At 60.0% G+C, this 24124-nt stretch carries 19 protein-coding genes; 13 read left to right on the top strand and 6 right to left on the bottom strand.

Annotation, left to right across the window (positions count from 1 at the left end; all coding sequences use genetic code 11):
- The first annotated feature begins 392 nt into the window (after positions 1-392).
- The gene (locus Q5H31_RS06340; protein WP_131213767.1) at positions 393-1883 is read left to right on the top strand and encodes an MFS transporter; all 1491 of its coding nucleotides are present in this window, start codon (positions 393-395) and stop codon (positions 1881-1883) included.
- Between the two features lie 37 nt (positions 1884-1920).
- Here Q5H31_RS06340 and Q5H31_RS06345 read toward each other — a convergent pair whose 3' ends face one another.
- Positions 1921-3621 carry a serine/threonine-protein kinase gene (locus tag Q5H31_RS06345; RefSeq protein ID WP_302457612.1) on the bottom strand — a complete coding sequence of 567 codons (1701 nt, stop codon included), beginning with the start codon at positions 3619-3621 and terminating at the stop codon, positions 1921-1923.
- A gap of 61 nt (positions 3622-3682) precedes the next feature.
- Positions 3683-4123 (bottom strand): transcriptional regulator, encoded by a 441-nt coding sequence (locus tag Q5H31_RS06350; RefSeq protein WP_013582520.1) that lies wholly within the window; start codon positions 4121-4123, stop codon positions 3683-3685.
- A gap of 433 nt (positions 4124-4556) precedes the next feature.
- Here Q5H31_RS06350 and Q5H31_RS06355 point away from each other — a divergent pair, with 433 nt between their 5' ends.
- Positions 4557-6104, top strand: a complete 1548-nt coding sequence (locus Q5H31_RS06355) for a DUF6591 domain-containing protein (protein WP_302457613.1) — start codon at positions 4557-4559, stop codon at positions 6102-6104.
- Between the two features lie 372 nt (positions 6105-6476).
- Entirely contained in the window at positions 6477-7640 is a 1164-nt protein-coding gene (locus Q5H31_RS06360) for an SPFH domain-containing protein (RefSeq protein WP_032735070.1), read from the top strand.
- A gap of 119 nt (positions 7641-7759) precedes the next feature.
- Here Q5H31_RS06360 and Q5H31_RS06365 read toward each other — a convergent pair whose 3' ends face one another.
- The gene (locus Q5H31_RS06365; RefSeq protein ID WP_007057130.1) at positions 7760-8314 is read right to left on the bottom strand and encodes a helix-turn-helix transcriptional regulator; all 555 of its coding nucleotides are present in this window, start codon (positions 8312-8314) and stop codon (positions 7760-7762) included.
- 155 nt (positions 8315-8469) lie between these two features.
- Between Q5H31_RS06365 and Q5H31_RS06370 the strand changes: the two genes are divergently transcribed.
- The 5 genes from Q5H31_RS06370 (at position 8470) to Q5H31_RS06390 (ending at position 14656) form a co-directional block, all read left to right on the top strand.
- Positions 8470-9051 carry a haloacid dehalogenase-like hydrolase gene (locus Q5H31_RS06370; RefSeq protein ID WP_007053408.1) on the top strand — a complete coding sequence of 194 codons (582 nt, stop codon included), beginning with the start codon at positions 8470-8472 and terminating at the stop codon, positions 9049-9051.
- A 50-nt stretch (positions 9052-9101) separates the two neighbouring features.
- Positions 9102-9932 carry a histidine phosphatase family protein gene (locus tag Q5H31_RS06375; RefSeq protein WP_007053407.1) on the top strand — a complete coding sequence of 277 codons (831 nt, stop codon included), beginning with the start codon at positions 9102-9104 and terminating at the stop codon, positions 9930-9932.
- Positions 9933-10036: 104 nt separating this feature from the next.
- Positions 10037-11326, top strand: coding sequence for a uracil-xanthine permease family protein (locus Q5H31_RS06380; protein ID WP_007052100.1), 1290 nt, complete (start codon positions 10037-10039; stop codon positions 11324-11326).
- A gap of 360 nt (positions 11327-11686) precedes the next feature.
- Positions 11687-13873 (top strand): DEAD/DEAH box helicase, encoded by a 2187-nt coding sequence (locus Q5H31_RS06385; RefSeq protein ID WP_302457614.1) that lies wholly within the window; start codon positions 11687-11689, stop codon positions 13871-13873.
- A 198-nt stretch (positions 13874-14071) separates the two neighbouring features.
- Positions 14072-14656, top strand: a complete 585-nt coding sequence (locus Q5H31_RS06390) for a TetR/AcrR family transcriptional regulator (protein WP_007053405.1) — start codon at positions 14072-14074, stop codon at positions 14654-14656.
- A gap of 28 nt (positions 14657-14684) precedes the next feature.
- On the opposite strand, the gene Q5H31_RS06395 is transcribed toward Q5H31_RS06390, so the two are convergent.
- Entirely contained in the window at positions 14685-15950 is a 1266-nt protein-coding gene (locus Q5H31_RS06395) for an alpha-amylase family protein (protein WP_060662426.1), read from the bottom strand.
- A 274-nt stretch (positions 15951-16224) separates the two neighbouring features.
- Between Q5H31_RS06395 and Q5H31_RS06400 the strand changes: the two genes are divergently transcribed.
- The 4 genes from Q5H31_RS06400 (at position 16225) to Q5H31_RS06415 (ending at position 20692) form a co-directional block, all read left to right on the top strand.
- Positions 16225-18624, top strand: coding sequence for a carbon starvation CstA family protein (locus Q5H31_RS06400; protein WP_007052105.1), 2400 nt, complete (start codon positions 16225-16227; stop codon positions 18622-18624).
- A gap of 57 nt (positions 18625-18681) precedes the next feature.
- The gene (locus tag Q5H31_RS06405) at positions 18682-18879 is read left to right on the top strand and encodes a YbdD/YjiX family protein (protein WP_007052106.1); all 198 of its coding nucleotides are present in this window, start codon (positions 18682-18684) and stop codon (positions 18877-18879) included.
- Between the two features lie 119 nt (positions 18880-18998).
- Positions 18999-20051, top strand: a complete 1053-nt coding sequence (locus tag Q5H31_RS06410) for an inorganic phosphate transporter (RefSeq protein WP_003829169.1) — start codon at positions 18999-19001, stop codon at positions 20049-20051.
- A gap of 17 nt (positions 20052-20068) precedes the next feature.
- The gene (locus tag Q5H31_RS06415; protein WP_038426375.1) at positions 20069-20692 is read left to right on the top strand and encodes a DUF47 domain-containing protein; all 624 of its coding nucleotides are present in this window, start codon (positions 20069-20071) and stop codon (positions 20690-20692) included.
- A gap of 183 nt (positions 20693-20875) precedes the next feature.
- On the opposite strand, the gene Q5H31_RS06420 is transcribed toward Q5H31_RS06415, so the two are convergent.
- Both Q5H31_RS06420 and Q5H31_RS06425 read right to left on the bottom strand, forming a co-directional pair.
- Positions 20876-21529, bottom strand: coding sequence for a response regulator (locus Q5H31_RS06420; RefSeq protein ID WP_007052109.1), 654 nt, complete (start codon positions 21527-21529; stop codon positions 20876-20878).
- The gene (locus Q5H31_RS06425; protein WP_007058634.1) at positions 21529-22869 is read right to left on the bottom strand and encodes a sensor histidine kinase; all 1341 of its coding nucleotides are present in this window, start codon (positions 22867-22869) and stop codon (positions 21529-21531) included. Before Q5H31_RS06425 ends, Q5H31_RS06420 begins: the two co-directional genes overlap by 1 nt.
- 385 nt (positions 22870-23254) lie before the next feature.
- Between Q5H31_RS06425 and Q5H31_RS06430 the strand changes: the two genes are divergently transcribed.
- Positions 23255-24124: ABC transporter ATP-binding protein (locus tag Q5H31_RS06430; RefSeq protein ID WP_302457615.1), on the top strand; the 870-nt coding region annotated here is incomplete at its 3' end.

Genomic DNA, 24124 nt, shown 5'->3' on the forward strand with positions numbered 1-24124 from the left:
CAGACTCGTCGGTGTGATCCGCCGTAAGTCCGTGATGGAACATGCCTTCGACGCGCTGTTCCCCAAAGGATGATCGGTGATTAGGCGCCATCATCGCTGAATAGAATGAATGGAATATGAGGCTTCCCTTCTCGCGGGGGAAGCCTCATTGCTTTGTCCGCGGAGTCTTACGGCACCTGCGCAAGGGCAACGTCACGCCTTCATGATTATACTATTGAATAGTGTGTTCCTATCGTTGCATGGTGACGCTAACGCATGGCGTCACGATACTGAAGCCTGCCATCTAACGGCGGGTACGGCTCGTTGCTGGAGTCGTGCACGCATACGCGCGTCGGCGTGCGTATGCCGTGATGTGACCTTTGTAGTGGAATTGAAGAATTGAGAACACTCGTATGTCTTCTAGTAGTACAACAACTGAACCAACTGTGCGCGAAACACCCGAGGTTTCCGGCGATGACAATGCGAATGCGCGCGCAGCGGTCCATAGCGCGAACAAACCCGGTGCCGCCTATGCCGCAGCAGTGGCCAACGGGGAATCCGAGCGTGCGTGGATCCGCCGTGTAGTGCTTCTACTCACCGGCCAGGCGTTCTCGCTGCTGGGCTCCAATATTGTGCAATATGCCATCTGGTGGTGGATCGTATTGCAGACTAAAACCGGTTCGGCCATGCTGCTGGCCACGTTGTTTGGCGTGGTGCCGCAGGCCATCGTCTCGATTTGCGGCGGCTCTTGGGCCGACCGTCACAGTCGCAAGTTGCTGATTATGCTGCCGGATATGGTGATTGCTGTGGTCACCGTCGTGCTGTCGCTGAGCTTCGCGATGGGATGGGCGAGTCTGACCATGATTTTCGTGGTGCTGTTCATTCGTTCGGCGGGAGGCGGGGTGCAGACGCCCGCTGTGCAGTCGTTCATACCGGATGTTGTTCCCTCGGGCAAACTATTGCGCGTCAACTCAATATACGGCGTGATTAATTCGGTGAATATGATTGTGGCACCTGCGGTGGCTGCTGTGCTTATCAACACAGTGCCGCTGTGGTCGATTCTGTTAGTCGATGTGACCACGGCCATTATCGGCGTCGGCTTTGTGGCGTTGATCAAAGCGCCGAAGAAGAGCACGGAACATGTTGCGAGGCGTATGGCTGAAGCGGAGAATAGCGGGCAACCCACACTCGAACCGATGTCGGATGCCAATGCTGATCGTTCGCTGATTGCCAGCGTCCGTCGTGTGTTTGCTGACTTGAAAGATGGTTTCAGCTACACATGGCGCCGGGCGAACCTGCGCAACGTGGTGCTCGGTGACGCCTTGGTGTGCTTCGTGGCCGTGGCGCCGATGAACCTTACGCTGTTGCTCATGACCCGCGAATATGAGGGCATCGATTTGAATCTCGGATTCATCAACCTGACCACCGCCTCCGATAAACTCGCCGCCAACGAGCTGGGATGGAGCATCGGTATGCTGCTCGGCGGCGCGCTGATGTCTACCATCGGTGCCAAGCTCATCCGCAACAACATGCGCGTGGTCGCCTTCGGCATCACTCTGGTGGGCGTCTCCGTCGTTGGTCTTGGCGTGGTTCACAATCTGCTGGCGTATTTGCTGATTGATGTGGTGAACGGTTTGGCTTCGGCCATCTGCATGGGCCCGATGCGCACCATCATCCAGACCGAGGCCGATGAGAAGATGGTGGGCCGTGTATTCGGCCTTGACACCACCATGAGCACACTCAGCATGCCGCTGGGTATGTTGATCTTCGCGCCGTTGGCCGACGTGATCCCGATTTCGCTGGTGTTCATCATCGGCGGTGTGCTGACTCTGCCCATCGGCATCTATCTGTTCGGCCAGGCGCGCCACAACACCAGTGCACAGGTGACTCGGACACAAGCCTGACAGTCGCCTGACAGCCACCTCGCAGGCGCAAAGTCAACTACCCTATTTGCGCATACAGATCGTAAGATGCATACTTCGGCAGATCGTAAACGGTGATCGAGAATGGTGCGGATCGGCCATTGCCCGGCCAATCCACGAATGTGATATCTCCATAGATGATTGCGTTCTGTGCGTTGCGCAGTACTAGGGAAATCTTGATTTGCTGCCCATCGGATGGCTTGAATCCATCTGCCACGGCGTGGACCTCGCCATTGAACGTCGTGCCGCCGTCCCTGTTGTCTATTTTGGATGTTCCGCTGATGGGGAAGGTGGCGGTTCCTTGAGCCTCGGTGACGTTGTACGTATCAGGGCTAAGCACAACGAAATCTACGGTGGCCGGGGCCGTGCCCTCGCCTGCTTGGTCGGCGTCATATACAGTCTGATTCGGGAATGCCATATTCAGCGTTTGCGTCTGCGAGAACACGATGGAACCGTCTTTGGCCCGCCCCGTAATGGTAATCTGCGGATACTGCACCTGCTGGGTCGTACTGGTGTTGCGCAGGGCGAAAGCGTAGTGGACATACCCTTGCTGGTCCGCCGACCAGCCGGATTCCACTATTTTCAGAGGATTATCGGTGACGGTGTCTTGGCCGTTTCCATCAGCGCCGTCAGTGCCGCCTACTCCGCCCGTGCCATTGGCATTGTCGGTTCCTGACCCGTTCGAGGAGTGCCCGCCATCGGCCTTATCGGTTGATTGGCTGCTGGATTGTGTCGAGGAATCGGGCGATGTTGCCGACCCGATAATGCCAAGTTGGCCTGCCAACACAATGCCTCCCGCAATAGCGGCGACCACCAGCGCCGCTCCGACGATGGGCCACAGCACGATGGCGCGTTTGCTCAAGTGCAGACGCCGAAATAGCCGAGACGCCGACGTGACGCCGTTCGTTGTGCTCGGTGATGGCGGATTTGCCGATGATGCGTTCGGCATGGGCGGATTGGACTGGGAGAACAGCGCCTGGCGAAACTCCTGGACGCTCTGTGGCCGTTTGCTGGGCTCGAATGCGCACGCATAGCCGATGGCGGCGCGCAGTCGTGCCGGTACTGCGGCATCATCGGCAAGTCGCTGCTCGTAGTCGCTGGCATCGGGATAGGCGCCGGTCAGCATGAATCCGAGCAGTCGACCAAGCGAGAACACGTCGGAACGCGCGTCGGTTTTGGCGAAGCCATATTGCTCGGGCGAGGCGAAACCATAAGTGCCAAGCGCCGTGGTATCCCGTGAACGGTTGCTTGCCTCTGACCGGATGCGCGCGATGCCGAAATCGATGAGATGCGCGCCATCCTGGGCCACGATGACGTTGGCCGGCGTGATGTCGCGGTGGATAACGCCGTGCTGGTGAAGCTCCTGCACGGCTTCGCAAATTTGGTCGATAAGCTGCACGGCCACATTCGGTGCAAGCCGCCCGTTTTCCTCCGCAATTTGCGCAAGCGTGCTGCCCGGCACGTAATCGTAGACGATGACGAACCGGTCGGGCAGCTCGTACGTCGCTTCCACACGCGGCAGACGATTACTCTGGCAGGCGCTGAGCACCGCCCACACATTGCGTTGCGCTAGGGGAGAGGGAATCTTCTTGCGTACGAACGGGCCGTTGCCGTCAATGCTCACCAGTTCAGTGACGCCGGAAGGTCCGCGAGCAAGCGTGCGCTCAACATGGTACGCATCGTCGATGCTCATCGCATGCATCGCTTGCTTATCGTCCATGTCTCTCCTTGATGCCCTCTTACTTGCGTTTCACTGGTGAGTGTTGTTGGGCCGAATGTCGTCAATCGGCCGGCAGCAACGTCGCCTCTCCCATACGATACAACTCGTCGTCCGTGGCAATGCGGTCGAATCCATTGCGTATACACCAGATGATAATCGCGTCACGTCGCTGTTTGCACCACAGTTCGGAAACGCCTGCAAGACGAAGCAGCCGTTGGGTTTCGCGTAATGTGCACTTGAGACCAAAAGCCAGCATAATGGCGTGATCTCGGCCGGGGCGGCTTTTGCCGGAGAAAATGTCATAAACCACTGTGGCGTTGAGGCCGGATGCCCGCACCACGTCGGCTCGTTTCAGGCCATGGGCTTCCATACGGTCGAACAGATAGTCGGTCAGCGTGCGTGCGCTGACAAGTCCCTCATCGAGATACTGCTCAATGCTGGCGCTGGCGAGCAGCCGATCCAACAGTTCCTCGGTCAAATGTTCTTCGGGGATGTCTGCCATTGCCCATGCTCCTTGTCGCTGTGTTGCGGGTGCTGTGCTGCGCCATCGTACGCGGTTGCTCGATTCCCAGCGTACAGGACGTCGACTTTTCGGAAACACGCCGAAAAATTCAGTTGTCAGCTGATGCATGGCCCGCGCGTGTCGTCGACAATGGTCGATGCCATCCGTGTAGGTGCGGTGGCGGAAAGGATGTTCATGCGCGGTATCAAGCATCGACAATAAAGCTAACATGAATACAAAATGCTAATTTGCGTACATAATAACAACGCCATACACTGGTTTCGATGTATCGCAGAGCAACGCGAGCAATAAGAAGGGACGCAATGATGAGCGAACGATACCGGCTTGCCATGGCAGTCGGATTGACCGTAACGGTTGCCGGGATTGCCTCTTCTGTGCTGGTAATGCTGCTGCTTAAGGAAAGAAGGGCATCATGACAACGCCATTTGATCAACAACCTCAGCCGGTTCCACCGTCCGAAGGCACGAATGACGCACCGGAAGATCGCGCGAACAATGCGCCTACCGTGCCGAATGCTGTACCGGCTGGCCAGCCAAACGTAGCATCTGATGGGGCCACCACTACTCCGATGACTCCGGCTACGGCACCGCAGCAGCCCGCCGGCGCGCCATTCGATCGTGTATATGCGGTCAGTCCGCAACAGCTGTTCCAAGTTATTCACGACCAGCTGACTACTGGCGCCACGTTTACCTTGGATAACGAAAACACCCAGACCGGAGCGTTTTCCTTCCACTCCTATGATGGGGTGAACTGCACGCTAACCGTAGTCCCGCAGGGTGCGGCAGGGGCCGCCATTCGTCTGGAGGCGACTGGAAACGAAAGCGCCAAGCGCGTTGATGAGTTCCTCGCCGCTCTGGACAAGCGTATTGGTGTGGCTCCTGCACCCGCCACACATGGTGCCGGTGCTGCCACTGGTTTTGCTGGTGCCGCTGCGCCTGCCGTGCTTGCTCCGAATGCACAAGGGGTGAAGAAGACTTCCAAGCTGGCTGTGTTCGCCATTATTTGGGGAGTGTTGTTCGTACTCGCCCAATTTGTGGATGTTTCTGGCCGATCCTGGGGCGGACTGCTGTTCGCCACGGTGATTCCGGCACTGCTCTCAGGCTTCGCCGTATACGTGACCCGCCCGAGTGGCAAGGTGCAAGGCCGAGTGCTGGCCTGGGTGGCAGTCGGTATCACCGTTGTGGGTCTGGTAATCGGTGGCGTGTTCGTAATTCGTGACGGTGCGAAGGCCAAGGCTGATCGGGCGGAATTGGAAGCATCGCTCGCCACCAAGTGCGAAGCATATTCATGGCCGGAGTCGGATATCGCGGCGCTGCTGCCGCAGCCGAAATCCACAAAGGGTGAAATTAAAAGCGAGTCTTCGGACTATTTCTCCATCGAGGTGTGCGGTACCGACGCCAAGCAGTATGCCGACTACGTCAAGTCCGTGCAAGACAACGGTTTCACCGTGGACTATAACAAGTCCGCTGACAGTTTCAATGCCAAGAACGCCGATGGATACAGTGTGAGCGTTTCTCGTAACACTGACGACGAGACCATCATGTCCATCACTATCCAGGTTCCGGAAAAGAAGGAAGATACGTCTACGGACGGCGACGCCGCGAAACAGGATGATAAGAGCACTGGTACGGGCGCTGATTCCAGCGATGCCAACAAGCAGAGCGACCAGTCTTCGGATCAGAAGGCGCAGCAGAACACCAATGACAGTGCTGACTTCAAGTCCACGATGGACAGCTACGAGGCCTTTATCGATGAGTATGTTGCCTTCATGAACAAATATCAGAAATCCGATAACGTGGTCAGCATGGCTACCGACTATGCCAGCATGATGAAGCGTTACTCTGAGTTCTCCCAGAAGGTAGACGCCATTGACGAAAACTCCCTCAGCAGTGAGGATTTGGCCTACTACACCGAGGTCATGACTCGATGCACGCAGAAGCTCGCATCGGTGGGCCAGTGATCAGACTGGCGTATCGAGGTAACGGTTTTCCAAGAAAGGGACGATGACGGTATATGGGTATACGCGGCAGACAGTATACGCCAATGGATGAGCCGGCCTTCAACAAGGCCATCCCCGGAACGGAGGCTCTGGCCGGGACACTGAAAGACACTTTTAGCGCATTCCGTAGTGGGCTTGGGATTACCGAACCCGTGGTTTCGGTGAATTGTGAAGGTTGTGGCGCTCCGCTTTCCGGTCATCGCAAAGAAGTCGTTCGATGCGAATACTGCGATCGCGAAACGCAGCTATAGCCAACATGCCAGCATAACGGCCGGTCTTGCGATTGCATAGTCGCAAGACCGGCCATGTGCATTGAGATATCGAGGAAAACAGATGGCAGTTATTAAGGCGTTCGCCGGCGCGCTCGGCGGTACATTCGCGGACCTGTGGCGTGATATCATCACCGCTGGTCCGTTCACGGAACACACCGTCGTTGTGCCGGGCATTCCCCGCGGAAGCAACAACGATCGCGGTTCGAATGAATACGGTTCCGAGGGAATAATCACCAATGGTTCGCGTATCTATGTGCCAGAGAATACTGCGGCGTTCATTTTCTCTGAAACAGGTATCGAAAACGTCATCACCGAGTCGGGCGGTTATGAATATCGCAACGGGGAACAGAGCGTGCTCGCCGGAGACGGCATCGGATCGTTCTTCAACCAGGTCGCCGATCGATTCACCTTCGGAGGTCAGCCTGGCCGCACCAAATATGTGGCCTTCGTCAACCTGCGTGAGATTCGTGGCATCAAATTCGGCACTTCTGCGCCGCTGGTGTATAACGACCGGTTCTATGGCGTCGATTTGGAAATTCGCGCACGCGGATCCATGTCGCTAAAGGTCACTGATCCAGTTCGATTCGTTCGTAACTTTGTGCCTGCCACTACCGTGTCGTATTCATTCGATGATGAAGGGCCACGTAGGCAGATTCTGTCCGAATTCGTACAGTCGTTTATTGTGGCCATCAATTCGTTGTCCAATGAATATCGTATTTCGCAATTGCCCGGCAAGGCGAATGACATCGCAGCATGCGTGCGTGGCGATCGAGCCAATGCCGGTACATGGAATGATCGTTTTGGCTTTGAAGTGTCCAGCGTGGGCATCGAAAGCATCGAGTTCACCGAGCAATCACGTCAGCTCGTGCAGCAGTTCGCCTCGAATAAGATGAATGTTGCCGCATACGAGGGCGTTTCCCAACAAGCTGGCAATATGGCTGCCCAGCAGCGCATTGCGCAAGGTATTCAAGACAACGGCTTTGGCGATGGTGGCATGTTGCTTGGTATGAATATGGCGCAAGCCATCAGTCCTATGACCGCCGCCCCGGTTCAAGCGCCGGCACCTGCGCCGGCACCGGAAGCCGCTGCTCCCGCCTCTCACACGGCATCCATGTCTGTGGAAGAACAAGTCGAGGCGATGAAGAAATTGAAGGAATTGGTTGATATCGGCATTCTCTCCCAAGAAGAATTTGATGCAAAAAAGCACGAAATTCTCGGCCTATAAACGGTGCATTCATGCAACTCGAAACAGCTGATAATGAGGGAAACGCTGGTGCGACACGGACAAAATGGTGCTCAGGGCTTCGAACTGGGTTGTTCAATCCGTTTCGATATTTCGGCGACTCAGCGCTTGTTCGGGCCGCCGTCCGGGAACATCAAGTAGGTGATGATGCCGGCGGCGGTTCCACTGGCCAATGCGCCGGTGATGACGGCGAGAGCCTGCATCGCCGTGCTGAGCGTGGGCTTGCCCGTTGCGGCAGTCTTTGAAGCCTTCAATGTGGCGGCACTGGGCTTGCGTTTCTCGGTGGCGGCGTTGTCGGCAGCGTTGCCACAGCCTGTATTGACTGGGGCATTGTCGGCAACGGCCTCGCCGTCTTGCTCTTGGGCGCGCCGTTCGCGAATGCGTTGCTCAATGGGATCGTCGACCAAAGTCTTGATGATGCGTGCCAGATCGCGGTCTTCACGACGTGCGATCTCGGCGCTGAACACCGTACGTAAAGCGAGATACTGCAGTTTGGTCATCGGGCTTTTGCCGGTCTCCAAGTTAGACACCGTCTGTCGCGCGACTCCCAGCTCGTCGGCCAGTTGCTGAGTCGTCCATCCGGCTACCTTGCGAATCGGACCCAGGTTCTCCTGAAACTTATCAATCCACCATTGTTCGATTTCAGACGTCGCCATTACGCACCTCCTTCCACGCTGTCACCAGTGTACGTTACCTGTACCGAAATCAATCCAAAAAACAGTGTTCATGTGAAATTCACTGCGTATTTGCGCTTTCGCCGGCTTACCGAGATTAGCCTTAGACAAGGAATAACAGAGTAGAAGCAGAAGGTATGCGCGTATTCGATTTCGACGGAACCATCTATGATGGCGAAAGCCTGTTCGACTTGTACCTGTATTCCGCCCGCCACGACCCGAAAGTGTTCCGCTATATCGCCCCCGTGCTGCGGTACGCGGTCAAATACAAGCTTGGCCGGGCCACGCTTGAACAGATGGAATACGGCGTGGGCAAGATGACCGAAGGCTATCTCACGGAACTGAGCCGATCCAAACGGGTGGCGAGCGTCGAACAGCTCGTGGACGATTTCTGGGACCGATATTACGCACGTATCAAGCCTTGGTACCAGCCTGAGTCGGACGATGTGATCCTCACCGCATCCTTCGATCTGACGGTGGGGGAGGCCTGCCGCAGACTCGGCGTGAGGAATCTCGTGGCCAGCGAGGTGGATGTGGGGACGATGAAGGTCACGTACCTCAACTTCAGCACCAACAAGGCCAAACGGTTCCGCGAACTGTACGGTCCGGACGTCGTCATCGACGAGTTCTACACCGACTCCAAATTCGATCAGCCGATGATCGACATGGCCCGGCACGCGTTCATGGTCAAGGGGAACACCATCACGCAAGTCAAGTAGGAAACAACAGAAAACAACACAACGTAACCAATAACGAAAGGGGAACATATATGAGCATGCCGCTCGATCTATACGTAATCCGGCATGGCGAATCCGAAGCGAACGTCATCGTCCAGGCGGGCGAGCAGGGCGACAATTCCCTGTACACGCAGGACAACGTCACCGTACCCGACCGCTCCTGGAGACTCACCGCCACCGGACGCAAGCAGGCCGACTGCATCGGCCGCTGGCTGGTCAGCCAGCAGCAGCTGTTCGACCGCTACATGGTCTCGCCATACGTGCGCACCCGCGAAACCGCAGCCACCATGGCCCTGCCCAAGGCCAAATGGGAGGAGAACCGTGTGCTGCGCGAACGTTCTTGGGGCGAGATCAACACCATCACCAAGGACGAATTCAAAAACAACTACGCGCGCAACTGGAACTTCAAGAACACCGATCCGCTGTACTGGCGTCCGCCGGCAGGCGAGTCGATTGCCGATGTGGCCGAGGACCGTGTGCACAACATCCTGACCTCGCTGAGCCGCAAATCCGATTCGGAATCCGTGGTCATGGTCACCCACGGCGACTTCATGCTCGCCCTGATGCTCACCATCGAGGATCTGGCCGACGAGGAATTCCTGCATCGCGCCGATTCGGACGACTGGAAGATCACCAACTGCACCTGCCTGCACTATACACGCCGCGACCCGGAAACCGGCCGCACCTCCAAGCGTGTGCGCTGGGAGCAGACCGCCCGGCCCGTGCTCGACGAGACGACCGGCCGCTGGGAGGTCAAGGTGGAGCCGTGGCGCGAATTCAAGCGCCCGTATCTCTCCAATGGCGATTTGGTGGATGTGGTGCAGGCCGTCGACCCACACCTGCTGGAGTATTACGGCAAATAGCCTTTCCCGGAAGAGAGACTTCACAAAATCTTCGTGAGCTAGAATGGTGCGTGGTGCGGCTGGTTGTGAATGCCGTGCCCCAAGCGAGAGCGAGGAGAGTAGTAATGTCCAATATCTTCCAATGGCAATTGCATGGCGACGGCAAGACGCTGGCGCCCGGCGAGGTAGTCGAGCCCGATGAACGTCTGACTTGGGTGCGCACCGCCGGTATCGGCGCACAGCACGTCATCGCCATGTTCGGTGCCACCTTCCTGGTGCCGATTCTGACGGGCTTCGACCCGTCCACCACCCTGTTCTTCACGGCTATGTCCACCGCACTGTTCCTGCTTATCAACAGGAACGTGCTGCCGAGCTATTTGGGCTCGTCCTTCGGCTTCATTGCGCCGATCACCGCGGTCTCCACCGCCAACAAGGGCATTGCGGTCGCCAGCTTCGGCATCATGGTCACCGGTATTCTGCTGGCCCTGGTTGGCGTGCTCGTGCATTACGCCGGCTCCAAATGGATCGACATCATCATGCCGCCCGTGGTCAACGGCGCGATCGTGGCCATCATCGGCTTCAATCTGGCACCTTCCGTGTGGACCAACTTCCAAGCCGCGCCCGACACCGCACTGGTTACCCTGTTGGCCGTGCTGCTCGTGGCCGTGCTGTTCAAGGGCTTGCTGGGCCGCCTCAATATTTTGGTCGGCGTGATCATCGGCTATGTATATGCCTGCATCCGTGGCCAGGTCGACTTCTCCGCCATCGGCGACGCCGCATGGATCGGCTTCCCGAAGTTCCACCTGCCGCAGGCCGATTTCTCCATCCTTCCCATGTTCATCCCCGTTGTGCTCGTGCTTGTGGCTGAGAACGTCGGCCATGTCAAGTCCGTGGCCCAAATGACCGGCCGCGACTACGACAACCAGATCGGCACCGCCCTCATGGCCGATGGCCTGGGCACCACGCTCGCCGGCTTCGGCGGCGGCTCCGGCACCACCACCTACGGCGAGAACATCGGCGTGATGGCCGCCACCAAGGTGTACTCCACCGCCGCCTACTGGTGCGCCGCCGCCTTCGCCCTGATCCTGAGCCTGTGCCCGAAGTTCGGTGCCGTGATCAACACGATCCCCGCCGGCGTGCTCGGTGGCGTGACCACGCTGCTGTATGGCATGATCGGCATGATCGGTATCCGCATCTGGGTGGAGAACAAGGTCAACTTCGACAAGCCGCTGAATATCATGGTGGCAGCCATCACCATGATCATTGCCATCGGCCAATTCGCGTTCACTGTTGGTGGCATTTCCTTCAACGGCATTGCCATTGGCACGATCGTGATTCTTGTGGCCTACCACGGCCTGAAGGCCATTGGCAAGGCAACCGGCACTATTGCCAAAGACGATCCGGATATTTTGTAGTGTGTTTTAGGGCTACTGGGCTGTATCTTGGCTCAGCCCTTTTGCACAATGGCCCCTACCTTCACGGGTGGGGGCCATTTGCGTGTTCCATGGAGCGGTGCTCGCCTTACGTGGTGGTAAAACCCATGGGGCGGCAAACATCCCATGGGGTGGTAAAACCCTCATGGGGCGGTAGACGAAAATGGCTTTATTCTGCGGTTTCACAGTTTCTTCAAACCGCCCCATGGGCAAGTTACCGCCCCATGGGGTCATAAGTAAAGAGTGGGATGACAGCGTGGCGAGCACCAAGCAAAGTAGGGGGCTTACGCTAAGCTCGGAAAGCTTGCGTAATTTGCGTAACCTTTGACATGAAAGGCCACTGTGCCCCGTAATAATTTCGATGATCGTGACGATTCCGCTGATTTCCAGATGAACGACAGCGCGGAATCCCGCCCCCTTACCTTTGGCGAACTTGGCGTACCCGGACCGCTGGTGCGCGTACTTGCGGCAGATGACAAGAAGACCGCATTCCCCATTCAGGCCGACACCCTGCCCGATTCACTGGCCGGCCGCGACATTCTCGGCCGAGGGCGCACCGGCTCCGGCAAAACCCTCGCCTTCTCCATTCCGCTGGTCACCCGCCTCGGTTCCTACGATTCGTTCGGCGAAATCGCGATGGAGGAGTTCCGCAAGGAAATCAAGCGTCGCAAGAAGGCCAGCTTGGAAGAGCGCCGCGCTGACGATTTCCTGCCGCACCCGCGCGGCCTGGTGCTGGCCCCCACCCGCGAGCTCGCAAACCAGATCAACGACGTGCTGATGCCGCTGGCCCACACGTTCGGCATGAACACCACCACGGTGTACGGCGGCGTCAAGTACATCCACCAGATCCGCGATCTGAAGGACGGCGCCGATATCGTGGTCGCCTGCCCGGGCCGCCTTGAGGACCTGCTGCGCCAGCAGGCGCTCACGCTCTCGTCCGTCGAAGTCGTGGTCATCGATGAGGCCGACGAAATGGCCGATATGGGCTTCCTGCCACCGGTCAAGCGACTGCTTGAGCAGATTTCGCCCGACGCCCAGCACATGCTGTTCTCCGCCACGCTCGATCACGGCGTGGATGAAGTGGTGAACACCTTCCTGCACGATCCCAAGGTGCACGAGGTCGATTCGGCCACCGCCGAACCCGACCTGATGACCCACCACGTGTTCGAAACCACGCGCGGCGACAAGCACGAACTCGTGCGCATGCTCGCCTCGGGCGAAGGCCGCCGCATCCTGTTCACCCGCACCAAGTTCCAGGCCAAGAAGCTCGCCAAGAACCTGACGCAGAACGGCATTCCGGCCGCCGAGCTGCACGGCAACCTGAACCAGAACCAGCGCGATCGCAACCTCGCTGCGTTCGATTCCGGCGATGTGCGTGTCATGGTGGCCACCGACGTGGCCGCCCGTGGCATAGACGTCGGCGGCGTGGAGCTCGTGGTGCAGGTCGAGCCGCCGGCCGACCCGAAGTCCTTTGTGCACCGCTCCGGTCGTACCGCCCGCGCCGGCAAGGCGGGCGACGTGGTCACCCTCGTGCTGCCCGAGCAGCGCCGCGAGACGCGCCGCTTGCTGAACCAGGCCGGCATCAAGACCAAGATGATCGAAGTGACCCACGATTCGCCCGAAGTGCTTGAGCTTGTGGGCGACCGCGCCGAGCGCGTGGATGGTTGGAGCCTCGACAAGTCGCAGCCCGTGGGCAACCCGCGCAAGGGCAAGAACAGGGGCGCCAAGAACGCGGCGGGCGACGAGTCCGGCCGCGGCGGCAAGCGCAAGCACAATCGCAATCGCAACCGTGACGAGCAGAACGTTGCCGAGACCGAGTTCCAGCACGAGAACGCAGGCGGCGAGTTTGTTGCCGAAGGCGAGCCGCAGCGCAAGCACGGCGACAAGGCCAGCAAGAAGGCCGTGAAGAAGAACCGCAACCGTGCGGAACGCCGTGCAGGCATGAGCAACCCCGAGGCCGAGCGCCGCGACTATCTGTTCGAGCATGGCGATGACCGCCGCGAGGAGCGCCGCAAGGGCGACCGTCGCGACGGATACGGCAGGAACCGGTACGACGAGCGTCAGGACAATGGCCGCGACCAGCACGGCAAGAACCGTCGCAATGATCGGTACGGCAAGGGCGACAAGTTCGATAAGCGCGACAGGGCCGGATACGGTCGCAACGATGATTTCGGCAGCCGCAGGCACAATGCGGGCCGTGATTTCGAACGGTCCGATTCCCGCGATTTCGAGCGTCCGCGCAAGCCTCGCCGCAATGAACGCAGCCACGAGGATTACGGCTTCTCCTATGACGAGCGCTCCCATGACGGCCGCAGGCAGTCCATGCGCAACACCCGTCAGGGCGAAGGCGGCAAGCGCATCCATCGCAAGAACGAGAACCGCATCGTACGCGACGAGCGTTCAGAAGGTGCCAAGCGTCACGAACGCCGCATGATCGCCAAATACGGCAACACGGAAGGCCCGAACCGCCGTCATTCCAAGAAGAATCGCCACAATGCGCCATTCCGTATGAAGTCTGGACGCCGTTAGTCCGACAGCGCGTATGAATCAGGCCCGACGACCTTTGATGGTCGTCGGGCCTGATTGTGTTATAGGCCGGTGTTTGCGATGCGGATGCCTGTTCGCCTGCCTAGCGGCCATGACGATTGCACTTATCGCCGCAGTCGTTGTGATCGTGGCCATGCCGAAACGGCGGTAATGGCCTGTACGCACCCTAGAATAACGGATATGACGCAATCGCAGCCCCGATCCAAACGCACGCCCACCCTTGAAATCCACGGGAGAATCCTTGACGCGGCAAGGCGGATCGTGGAACGGGACGGTGTGGACGGTCTGACCATCCGTGCGCTGTCCGCACAGGCCGATGTGTCGCCCACCAGCATCTACCAGCACATCGGCGGCAAGCAGGCGGTGTGCGATGCGCTCATCGACACATACTTCACCGATCTGCGCGAACAGCTCATCGCCATTGACGAATCCGACCCCGTGCTGCGCCTGCGCAGGGCGGGCATAATCTACCGTGAACACGCGCTGGACGCCCCCGGCATTTACGCGCTGGTCTGGATGGGGCAGGCGTCGGACTCGGCCCAGCACTGCCTGGACGCCATCACGCAGATCATTCGATACGGCCAGGCAGCATCTGTATTCCGCGGCGATGACCCCCATCTAATCGCATCCTCCATCTGGGTGTCCATACACGGGTTCATCCAATTCGAACTGCGTTCCGCACAACCCCGCACACGCGGCCGCGAACGGGTCGACCGGTCGTACGGTTACCTGCTCGACCTGCTGATCCGAGGCATTCAGAGGTGAATGAGTTAGCTCCCTCTGATGAGGGAGCTCACCATTGATACGCTGTACTGCCATCGGCGTTGCGGATGGTGAAAGTGGGGGATTGCTCGATGTTGAGGTCCACGGTCAGGGAATGCTGGGCGTCGGCGCTCGTCGAACGATAGACGAAGTGCTTGTTTTCCAGCTTCACGGCCTCGGTACGCGCATCCAGCAGCCATGGGTTGCGACGGCGCAGCGCGATCAGCGCCTGATGCAGCCGGTATGTCGGCTCTCCCAGCGTGGACAGTTCGGCAGGGGAGCCGGGGAACTTCGGACGTACGTCGTCATCGCCGCCGAAACGCTCCTGCTTGACGCCCACATAGCCCTGTTCGTCGCCGTAATAGATGCTTGGCACGCCGCCGACCGTCATGAGCACCGCCAATGCCAACGCCGCCTTGGCCGGGCCAATCTGCGATGCGATACGCGTCACGTCATGGTTGCCGATGAACGTCTGCGGCACGAAGGAATCCAGGAACGCGTTGTGCCGCTTCAAGTTCCAATCCAGCTCGAAGAAGTTCTCCGTCTCCAGCGCATGCTGGATCGACTTCCATAGCTCGTATTGCGTGATCGAATCCATCGTGGATTCCTCGATGATGCGCGGGTAATCGCCATGGATCACCTCGCCGAAAATCCACGAATACGGGTGTGCGGCTTTGACCTGCGGCAACACGCGCGCCCAGAACGGGCTCGGCACGGCATACGCGGCGTCGAGGCGCCAGCCGGCGGCTCCGCGATCCAGCCAATGGCTCATCACATGGACCACATAGTCAACGGTCTCGTCAGCCGAATGGTCCAGCGCCACCAGATCCCCGTGCCCCTCGAACACATCCAAAGCGGGTTCGCCATTATCACCGACATGCGCGCGGACCAGACCATGCCACGGGTTGTCGGCCGGATTCAAGCGTCCGGCGGTCTCGTCAAGCGCCGCCTGAACGGCCGGATGATTGCGGCTCACGTGATTGAACACGCCATCCAGCATCACCTGCAATCCCATGTCCCGGCAGGCCGCGACAAGCTGATCGAACGCGGCATCCCCGCCCAATCGCACATCGATATGCATATGGTCGAGCGTGTCGTATCCATGCGTCGCCGACTCGAACACCGGACCCAGCAGCAGGCCGGACGCGCCTAGATCGCGCACGTACTCCAGCCAGGGAATTATCGCGTCAAGGCCGCGGCCATGGAACTGGCGCGGGCCGGCGGGCCTGATATCGGCACCGCAGAAGCCCAGCGGATACACGTGCCAGAACACCCCGTACTTCACCCAATCGGGCATTGTGCGGCTCGAATCCATGCTTACAACCACTGTGCACCTCCTGATTGACACCGTGTCCATTTTCGCACATCGCGGTGCGAATCCCGGGTAATCGGCATGAAACGCAGTCCGTGAACATGTGGCCAAGCTCACATATTGGGACATTTTCCTGAGGCGCGACATGCCGTGGCTACGCTTCCAACCAGTGCCATAAGCAGACGAGAGATACCCCAAAAGGGTCGCAATGAAGAGAACCTTTCCCGCAAAGGTTATTGAAGAGGAACAGAGGGTTATTATGACCACCGCCGCAGCCCAGGCCCCGGCACCTGGCAAGTTGGAATTCAAGGACGATTACACGCCGGACGAAGCCGAACGTGTGATTCGCAATTCGAAGGGACTGCCCGTAGGCGTGCGTCCCAAAATGGTATGGACATGGAAGAAGGCCCTGCTGTGGGCCGCCATCGCCATCGTATGTGCCTGCGGATGGGCGATTCTGGCCGTCTCGCGCGGTGAGCGGATCTCCGCCATCTGGTTCCTGGTCGTGGCGCTGAGCTCCTACGCCATCGCCTACCGCTTCTATGCCTATTACATCCAGATCAAGATCATGCGCACCGACGACGCGAACGCCACCCCGGCCGAGCGCGTGCATGACGGCGCGAACTTCGAACGCACCGACCGCCGCGTGCTCTTCGGCCAGCACTTTGCCGGCATCTCCGGCGCCGGACCGCTCGTCGGCCCGATCCTGGCCGCGCAGATGGGCTACCTGCCCTCCACTCTGTGGATCATCCTCGGCGTGATTTTCGCCGGCGCCGTGCAGGACATGCTGGTGCTGTGGATCTCCGCCAAGCGCCGCGGTCGCTCTCTGGGCCAGATGGCCACTGATGAAATGGGTAAGTTCGGCGGTATGATCCTATCCATCTTCCTCGTGGTGATGACCGCCATCGCCATGGCATTCCTGGCGCTCGTGGCCATCAAGGCCATGGCCGCCTCGCCGTGGGCCGTGTTCTCCATCGGTATGACCATCCCGATCGCCCTGATCATGGGCTGCTACCAGCGTTTCCTGCGCCCCGGCCGTGTCATTGAGACCACGCTGCTCGGTTTCGTGCTGCTCGTGCTCGACATCGTCGCCGGCGGATGGATCGCCTCTATCCCGGCCGTGGCCGCCGTGTTCACACTGGATGCCAAGCAGCTCGTCATCGCCCTGGTGATCTACTCGTTCGCCGCCGCCGCGCTGCCGCACTGGCTGCTCGTCACCCCGCGCGACTACCTGTCCACGCTGATGAAGATCGGCACGCTCGTGCTGCTCGTCATCGGCATCATCATCGCCAACCCGTCCGTCAAGGTGCCGGGTCTGACCGAACTGGCCTCCACCTCCACCGGCCCGACCTTCTCCGGCAACCTATTCCCGTTCCTGTTCATCACCATCGCCTGCGGCGCCCTCTCCGGCTTCCACGGCGCGGTGAGCTCCGGCCTGACCCCGAAGGCCGTGGAGAAGGAGAACCAGATTCGCATGATCGGCTACGGTTCGATGCTCGTCGAATCGTTCACCGCCGTCATCGCGCTGATCGCCGCGATCACCATCTCGCAGGGCGTGTACTTCTCCACCAACATGTCCGCCGCACAGATCACCGCCGCATCCGGCGTGAGCATCTCCGCCACCTCCACGCCGGGCGAACAGGCCGATGCCGCCGTCAAGGCCGTGGAGTCGATGAAGGTCTCCGACATCGAAGGCAACCAGATGCAGGTCACCTGGGATTCCGTGGACGAGAACGGCGCGGCCAAGACCTACGAAGGCGCCGCGGCGCTTGAGCAGGCCGCCGCCGACATCGGCGAGACCTCCATCGTCTCCCGCACTGGTGGCGCCACCACGTTCGCCATGGGCATGGCCAACTTCCTCAAGTCCTACCTGGGCGGCCACGACTCGATGGCCTTCTGGTACCACTTCGCCATCATGTTCGAAGCCCTGTTCATCCTGACCACCGTGGACAACGGCACCCGCGTGGCCCGCTACCAGATCGGCGAAATGCTCGGCAACGTGCGCAAGCTCAAGAAGTTCGCCGACCCGACCTGGAAGCCCGGCAACATCATCACCACGCTGATCGCCACCGCGCTGTGGGGCGGACTGCTGTGGATGGGCGTGTCCGACGCGAACGGCGGCATCAACGCGATGGTGCCTATCTTCGGCATCTCCAACCAGCTGCTCGCCGCCGCCTGCTTCGTGCTGATCACCGTGTGTGTGGCCAAGATGGGCTACTGGAAGCACCTGTGGATACCGGTGGTACCGCTCGTGTGGGACATCGCCGTGACCTTCACCGCCGACTTCCAGAAGATCTTCGGGCCGCTGAGCTACTTCACCACCGCCTCCAAGTATCAGGCGCAGATCGACTCCGGCGAGCTGACCGGCGAGGCGCTGACCAACGCCAAGGCCGCGCTGTCCAACGCGTATCTGGACGGCGTGCTCTCCGTGTTCTTCCTGGTCATGATGGGCGTCTTCGTGGTAGTCGGCATCGTGGTCGTGGCGCGCACGTTCGCCGCTGGCAAGTACGGTGCCGAAACGACGTCCGAGGAGCCGTTCGTGGAATCCCAGTGGTTCGCGCCCTCCAGCCTGGTCGCCACCGCGCTTGAGAAGAAGGTGCAGCGCGAATACAGCGCCAAGCTGCATGAGCTTGTGCGGAACGGGCAGGTTGCAGCGTAGTGCGTCATTGGCTCCCCTTTTTTCAAGGGGAGCCAATAATCAGCGAAAGGAGACAAAATGCTCGGCAAACTCGTTGCCGTATGGCACGGCATCGTCTGGTATCTGCGTGAGATCAGCGGCGAGGCCCGCTACGACCATTATCTTGAGCATTTCGCGGCCGAGCATCCCGGCGAAACACCGATGAGCGAGGTCGAATTCATTCGCGCCCGCGAGGAATACGACCGTCTCCACCCCAATACCAGTTGTTGCTGCTGACAGGCCGCAATAGCATAACAACACCATAAAACCCGCGCGCCATGGGAACTACGTAGCCATTCTTCCGTTACAATCAGTGTGACGGCTTCCGCCCCCGAAGAAGAAGGTGTTAATTCCCCTTGGACGTCTCACTGGCGCATTTCCTCCAACAAGTGCTTTCCAACCCGGCTCTGACCGTCACAACGTTGCTGACGCTGGGAGTCATCTTCGTCAACGGCTGGACCGACGCACCCAACGCCATCGCCACCTGCGTGACCACACGATGCATGCGCGTACGCTCCGCCGTCATCATGGCGGCCATCTTCAACTTCCTCGGCGTCTTCATCATGACGCAGCTCAACGCCTCCGTGGCCTCCACCATCAGCAACATGGTCGATTTCGGCGGCGACACGAACGCGGCGCTCATCGCCCTATGCGCGGCGCTGTTCTCCATCGTCGTATACAGCGTGGGCGCCTCGCTGCTCGGCATACCCACCTCCGAAAGCCACAGCCTGATCGCCGGCCTGTCCGGAGCGGCCATCGCCATCCAAGGCGGCATCGGCGGCATCAACATGGGAGAATGGGTCAAGGTGCTCTACGGTCTGGTCGCAAGCCTCCTGTTCGGCTTCGCCGTCGGCTGGTTGGTATGCAAGGCCGTGACCCTGATTTGCGCCGGCATGGACCGCCGCCGCACCAACGGGTTCTTCACCTACGCGCAGATCGTGGGCGCGGCGGCCATGAGCTTCATGCACGGCGCGCAGGACGGCCAGAAGTTCATCGGCGTGCTGTTCCTCGGCATGGCGTTCTGCAATGGCCAACCCAGCGTGACCGGTGTGATGATTCCGGTCTGGCTCATGATTCTGTGCAGCACCATCATGGGCGTGGGCACGTCCGTCGGCGGTGAACGCATCATCAAATCCGTGGGCCAGGACATGGTGAAACTCGAGAAATACCAAGGCTTCTCGGCCGATCTGTCAAGCGCGCTGTGCCTGCTCGTCATGACCGTGCTCGGCATCCCCGTCTCCACCACGCACACCAAGACCAGCGCCATCATGGGCGTGGGCGCGGTACGCCGCCTCTCCGCCATCAACTTCGGCGTGGTACGCGACATGATGCTCACCTGGGTGTTCACCTTCCCTGGTTGCGGTCTCATCAGCTTCGTAATGGCCAAACTGTTCATGGTCGTGTTCTAGAAAGGAATCCACCCATCATGGCGAGACAAAAAGACATGTTCTACTTCGACGGATTCCGCCGCAGCGCGGACTACGCATGCCAGGCCGCGAAGCTGCTGTCCGAGGTCATGCACGACTTCAATCCGGGCCAGCTGCGCGAACGCATGGACAGCATGCACGCGATTGAGAAGTCGGCGGACGAGGTGCGCCACGACATGATGGACGAACTGGTGACCGCGTTCATCACGCCGTTCGACCGCGAGGACATCGACGAGCTCGGCCACGTGCTCGACGACGTGACCGACAGCATCGAAGGCGTGCTCAACCGCATGTACTACGACAACGTGACCGACATGCGCGACGACGCGGTCCAGATGTCGGATATGGTGGTGCGCGCCACGGAAAGCATCTGCGAGCTGGTCAACGAACTGCCGCGATTCCGGCATTCCAAGACGTTGCGCGAACTGGTGTTCGCCATCAACACGATCGAAACGGACGCCGACCACCTGTTCATCGAGTCGATGCGCACGCTGCACACCACCTGCACCGATCCGCTGCAGGTGTTCGCCTGGCATGACGTCTACCGTCACCTCGAACAGTGCTCCGACGACTGCGAGCGCGTGGCCAACACCATCGACAGTATCGTCATGAAAAACAGCTGAGGTTGGTTTTTCACAACCTCCCTCTGATGAGCCGAGCCGTGAAGAAAACGCCGGAGGCGTTTTTAGGCGAGGGTGAGTGACAACGAGCGAATAAGAGGTCAGCTGCAAGCTGTCCTGAATCGCGTTCGAGGTGGCATCGCGAAGCGATGTCGGAGGGAGAGGCCTACTTGACCAAAAGCCCCCTCACCTATGGGCGTTGAGCCAGAGGATGGCGAGTTGGGTGCGATTGGTCAGGCCGAGCTTGTCCAGTATCGCGCTGATGCGATTGCGGACCGTGCCTTCGCTCAGGAACAGTCTGGCGGCGATGTCGCGGTTATCGAGGCCCTCGGCGACCAGCGCGGTGATCTCACGTTCGCGCTCGCCAAGCAGGCCCTCGATGGAATCGGCGGTATCTCTGGAATCGTCGGAATCGGCAGGATCCGGAGTTCGTTCGGTGAGCTTGCCGAGCACTTCCGCGCCGAGCACCACCTGACCGGCCATCACCGCCTGCAGCGCGGGCCCGACCGCCGCCACATCCTGTTTGATGAGATAGCCCTTGGCGCCAAGTCCCATCGCCTGCGCGATATACGACTGGTCCGCAAACGTGGTCAGGAACAGTATGCGCGCGGCCGGGTCCGTGGCCAGAATCTCGCGCGCGGCATCCAAACCGCTGGTGCCGGGCATCTGAATATCGATCAGCAGCACGTCCGGTCGGCTCGCCGGTGTCTCGAAATAACGGCGCACGGCGGCGTCTCCGTCATTTGCCATCCATAGCACCTCGGCCGTGCCGGTGGCCGTCAGAATCGTCTCCAACGACTGGCAGACGATCGGATCATCATCCACGATTGCGATTCTCATCAATCCCTCGATTCCATGGTCCAACGCTTCTTCGGCACGGATACGAACACACGCCAGCCGTCCTCATACGGCCCGCAGACCGCGGTGCCGCCAAGGGCGCGCACGCGCGATTCGATATCCGCCAAACCCATGCCGCGCATCAGCTCATCGGCCGAACCACGCATATCGGCAACGCCGTCGGCGGCGAGTCGCGAGCCGACGTGCGTGGCGCGCATCGCACGCGGGCGGGCAGCGGCCGTCCGGGACCCATCGGACTCGGACACGGCCGGCCCCGGATCCTGAATGACCAACTGCCAGAACGCGGGGAAGTCACGCAACGTCACGCTCGCCTCGCGCGCCGCGCTGTGATGCACCACGTTCGACAATGCCTCGCGAATCACGGTCGCGAAACAGCGCGAGACCGGCGCAGGCGCCTTGGCGATATCGTTGGCCAGCGTCACGGCGAAACCGGGGGAGATGCCGTCGAACGACGTGACGGCATCATCGATCTGCGCGGCGAAATCAGTGCCATCATCCTCAAGATCATGCACCGAACGGCGCACCATCGTCATCGCATCATCCAACGTCGCACCCAACGTGGCGAACCCTTGCGCAGCGACCGTATCGTTCGTCGCCTTGGCCACCGTTTTGCCGGCCTGCGCCTGCATGATCGCGCGGGTCAGCAGATGGCCCACATTGTCGTGGATCTCCCGGGCGATACGCGTGCGCTCGCCGAGGGTCGCCATGCGAATCGACTGGGCGCGTTCCTCATCGATGTCGGCGATGCGCGAACGAGTGGCCCGCGAGGATTCGCGCGCCCTGTCCTGCGCGTGCAGCAACGCGCGCCGCGCCTCGTCCGAGGAGGCGCGGGCCCGGCCCAGAACGAATCCAAGCAGGGCGACCAGCGTCATCACCAGCGTCTGGAGACGGTCGGTGCCACGGGCGAACCAGAGCGCGATCAGCGGCAACACCCATATCCAGCGCGCGGCGGCCGAAAGCCACGGGGCCGAACGCATTGCATCGGCAAGGGAACGGCGAGAGGCCGCGGTCCGCGAGACACTGGGGGAGCGGCCACTTGCCGCAGTCCGTGCCCCAGCCCGGGCTCCGGTCGAGGCGAGGGCCGGCAGCCGTGCAGTATCGTAGGCGATGAGCGGCATGAACGCGCACCATGAAGGCACCGCCACGGCGATGACGAGATACGCCGTACACAAGACCCAAGACCATTGCGCGGGACGCAGCCATTCCACCAATCCGGCGACGGAAACGGCCAACAGCAGGCCGGCGATGAACACGCCATCGGACCGTAGCCCGACAACCAGGCCCAACACGAGTAGCAAGCCCATCTCGGCCAACACGCGCATGGCACCTCCCCGGCTCGACGCTCTTCCACCACCAGTCTAGCGGTGTGCGGAACACGACGAACTTGACGGGCGTGCGGAATTACCCGCATGACGGTCCAAGACAACGGGCTTACACTTCCCGAATAGATGAGGCACAAGCGTCGGATGTCGTCGACACAACCGTAAAGGGATGATACCGATGATTACGCAAAGCCACAGGGCGTCCAACTATTCGATGGACGAGATCAGCCTGATGCCGGTCGATAAGGTGTACAAGGCCATGCAGACCGACGCCGAAGGACTGTAATGACAAATGTCACGCCTGTACGGCCAAGTCGTGACGTTTGCCTGTGGCGGCGTCCGGCCCCTTCTTGGGATGATGGAATCGCCAAGGAAGGGAGTGACTATGACAACCGACAACAGAGCTTCCGAACACGACTCGACAACCAACCCGGCTCTGGCCGTGCACGTCAGCCAACTGGTCAAACGCTACGGCGACATGGTGGCGCTCGACTATTTTGACCTTGACGTGAACCAGGGCGAGATTTTCGGGCTGCTTGGACCGAACGGGTCCGGCAAAACCACCGCGATCAACTGCATCCTCGCGCTGCTCACCTACGATTCGGGCACGATTCGCGTGTTCGGCCAGCCGATGACGCCGACCTCCTACGCGCTGAAACGTCGTATCGGCATCGTGCCGCAGAACGTGGCCGTGTTCAACGAACTGACCGTCACCGAAAACATCGACTACTTCTGCTCGCTGTACGTGCCGAAGAAAACCGACCGCGCGCCGCTGGTCGAGGAGTCCATCGAATTCGTCGGACTCCAGGACTTCCGCAAGTTCCGGCCCGGCAAACTGTCCGGCGGTCTGCTGCGACGCCTGAACATCGCCTGCGGCATCGCGCACAAGCCTAACCTGATCTTCTTCGACGAACCCACGGTCGCCGTCGACCCGCAAAGCCGCAATTCGATTCTGGAAGGCATCCAGCGGCTCAACCAGGCCGGCGCCACGGTGATCTACACCAGCCACTACATGGAGGAGGTCGAACAGATCTGCGACCGCATCCTCATCATGGACCACGGCCGGCACCTGGCGCTCGGAACCGCCGACGAGCTCAAGAACATGATCGACACGGGCGAGCGCATCACCATCGAAACGCTCGATCTGGCGGATTCGGCGATGGCCGAGGTCCGTGCGCTGCCGTGCGTGATCGAAGCCACCTACGACGGCAAGGAACTCGACGTGCGATGCCGTCGCGGCGAACACAACCTGACC

Origin of the sequence: uncultured Bifidobacterium sp. (genome assembly GCF_959020155.1) — a bacterium.
In the GTDB taxonomy this organism is placed as follows: domain Bacteria; phylum Actinomycetota; class Actinomycetes; order Actinomycetales; family Bifidobacteriaceae; genus Bifidobacterium.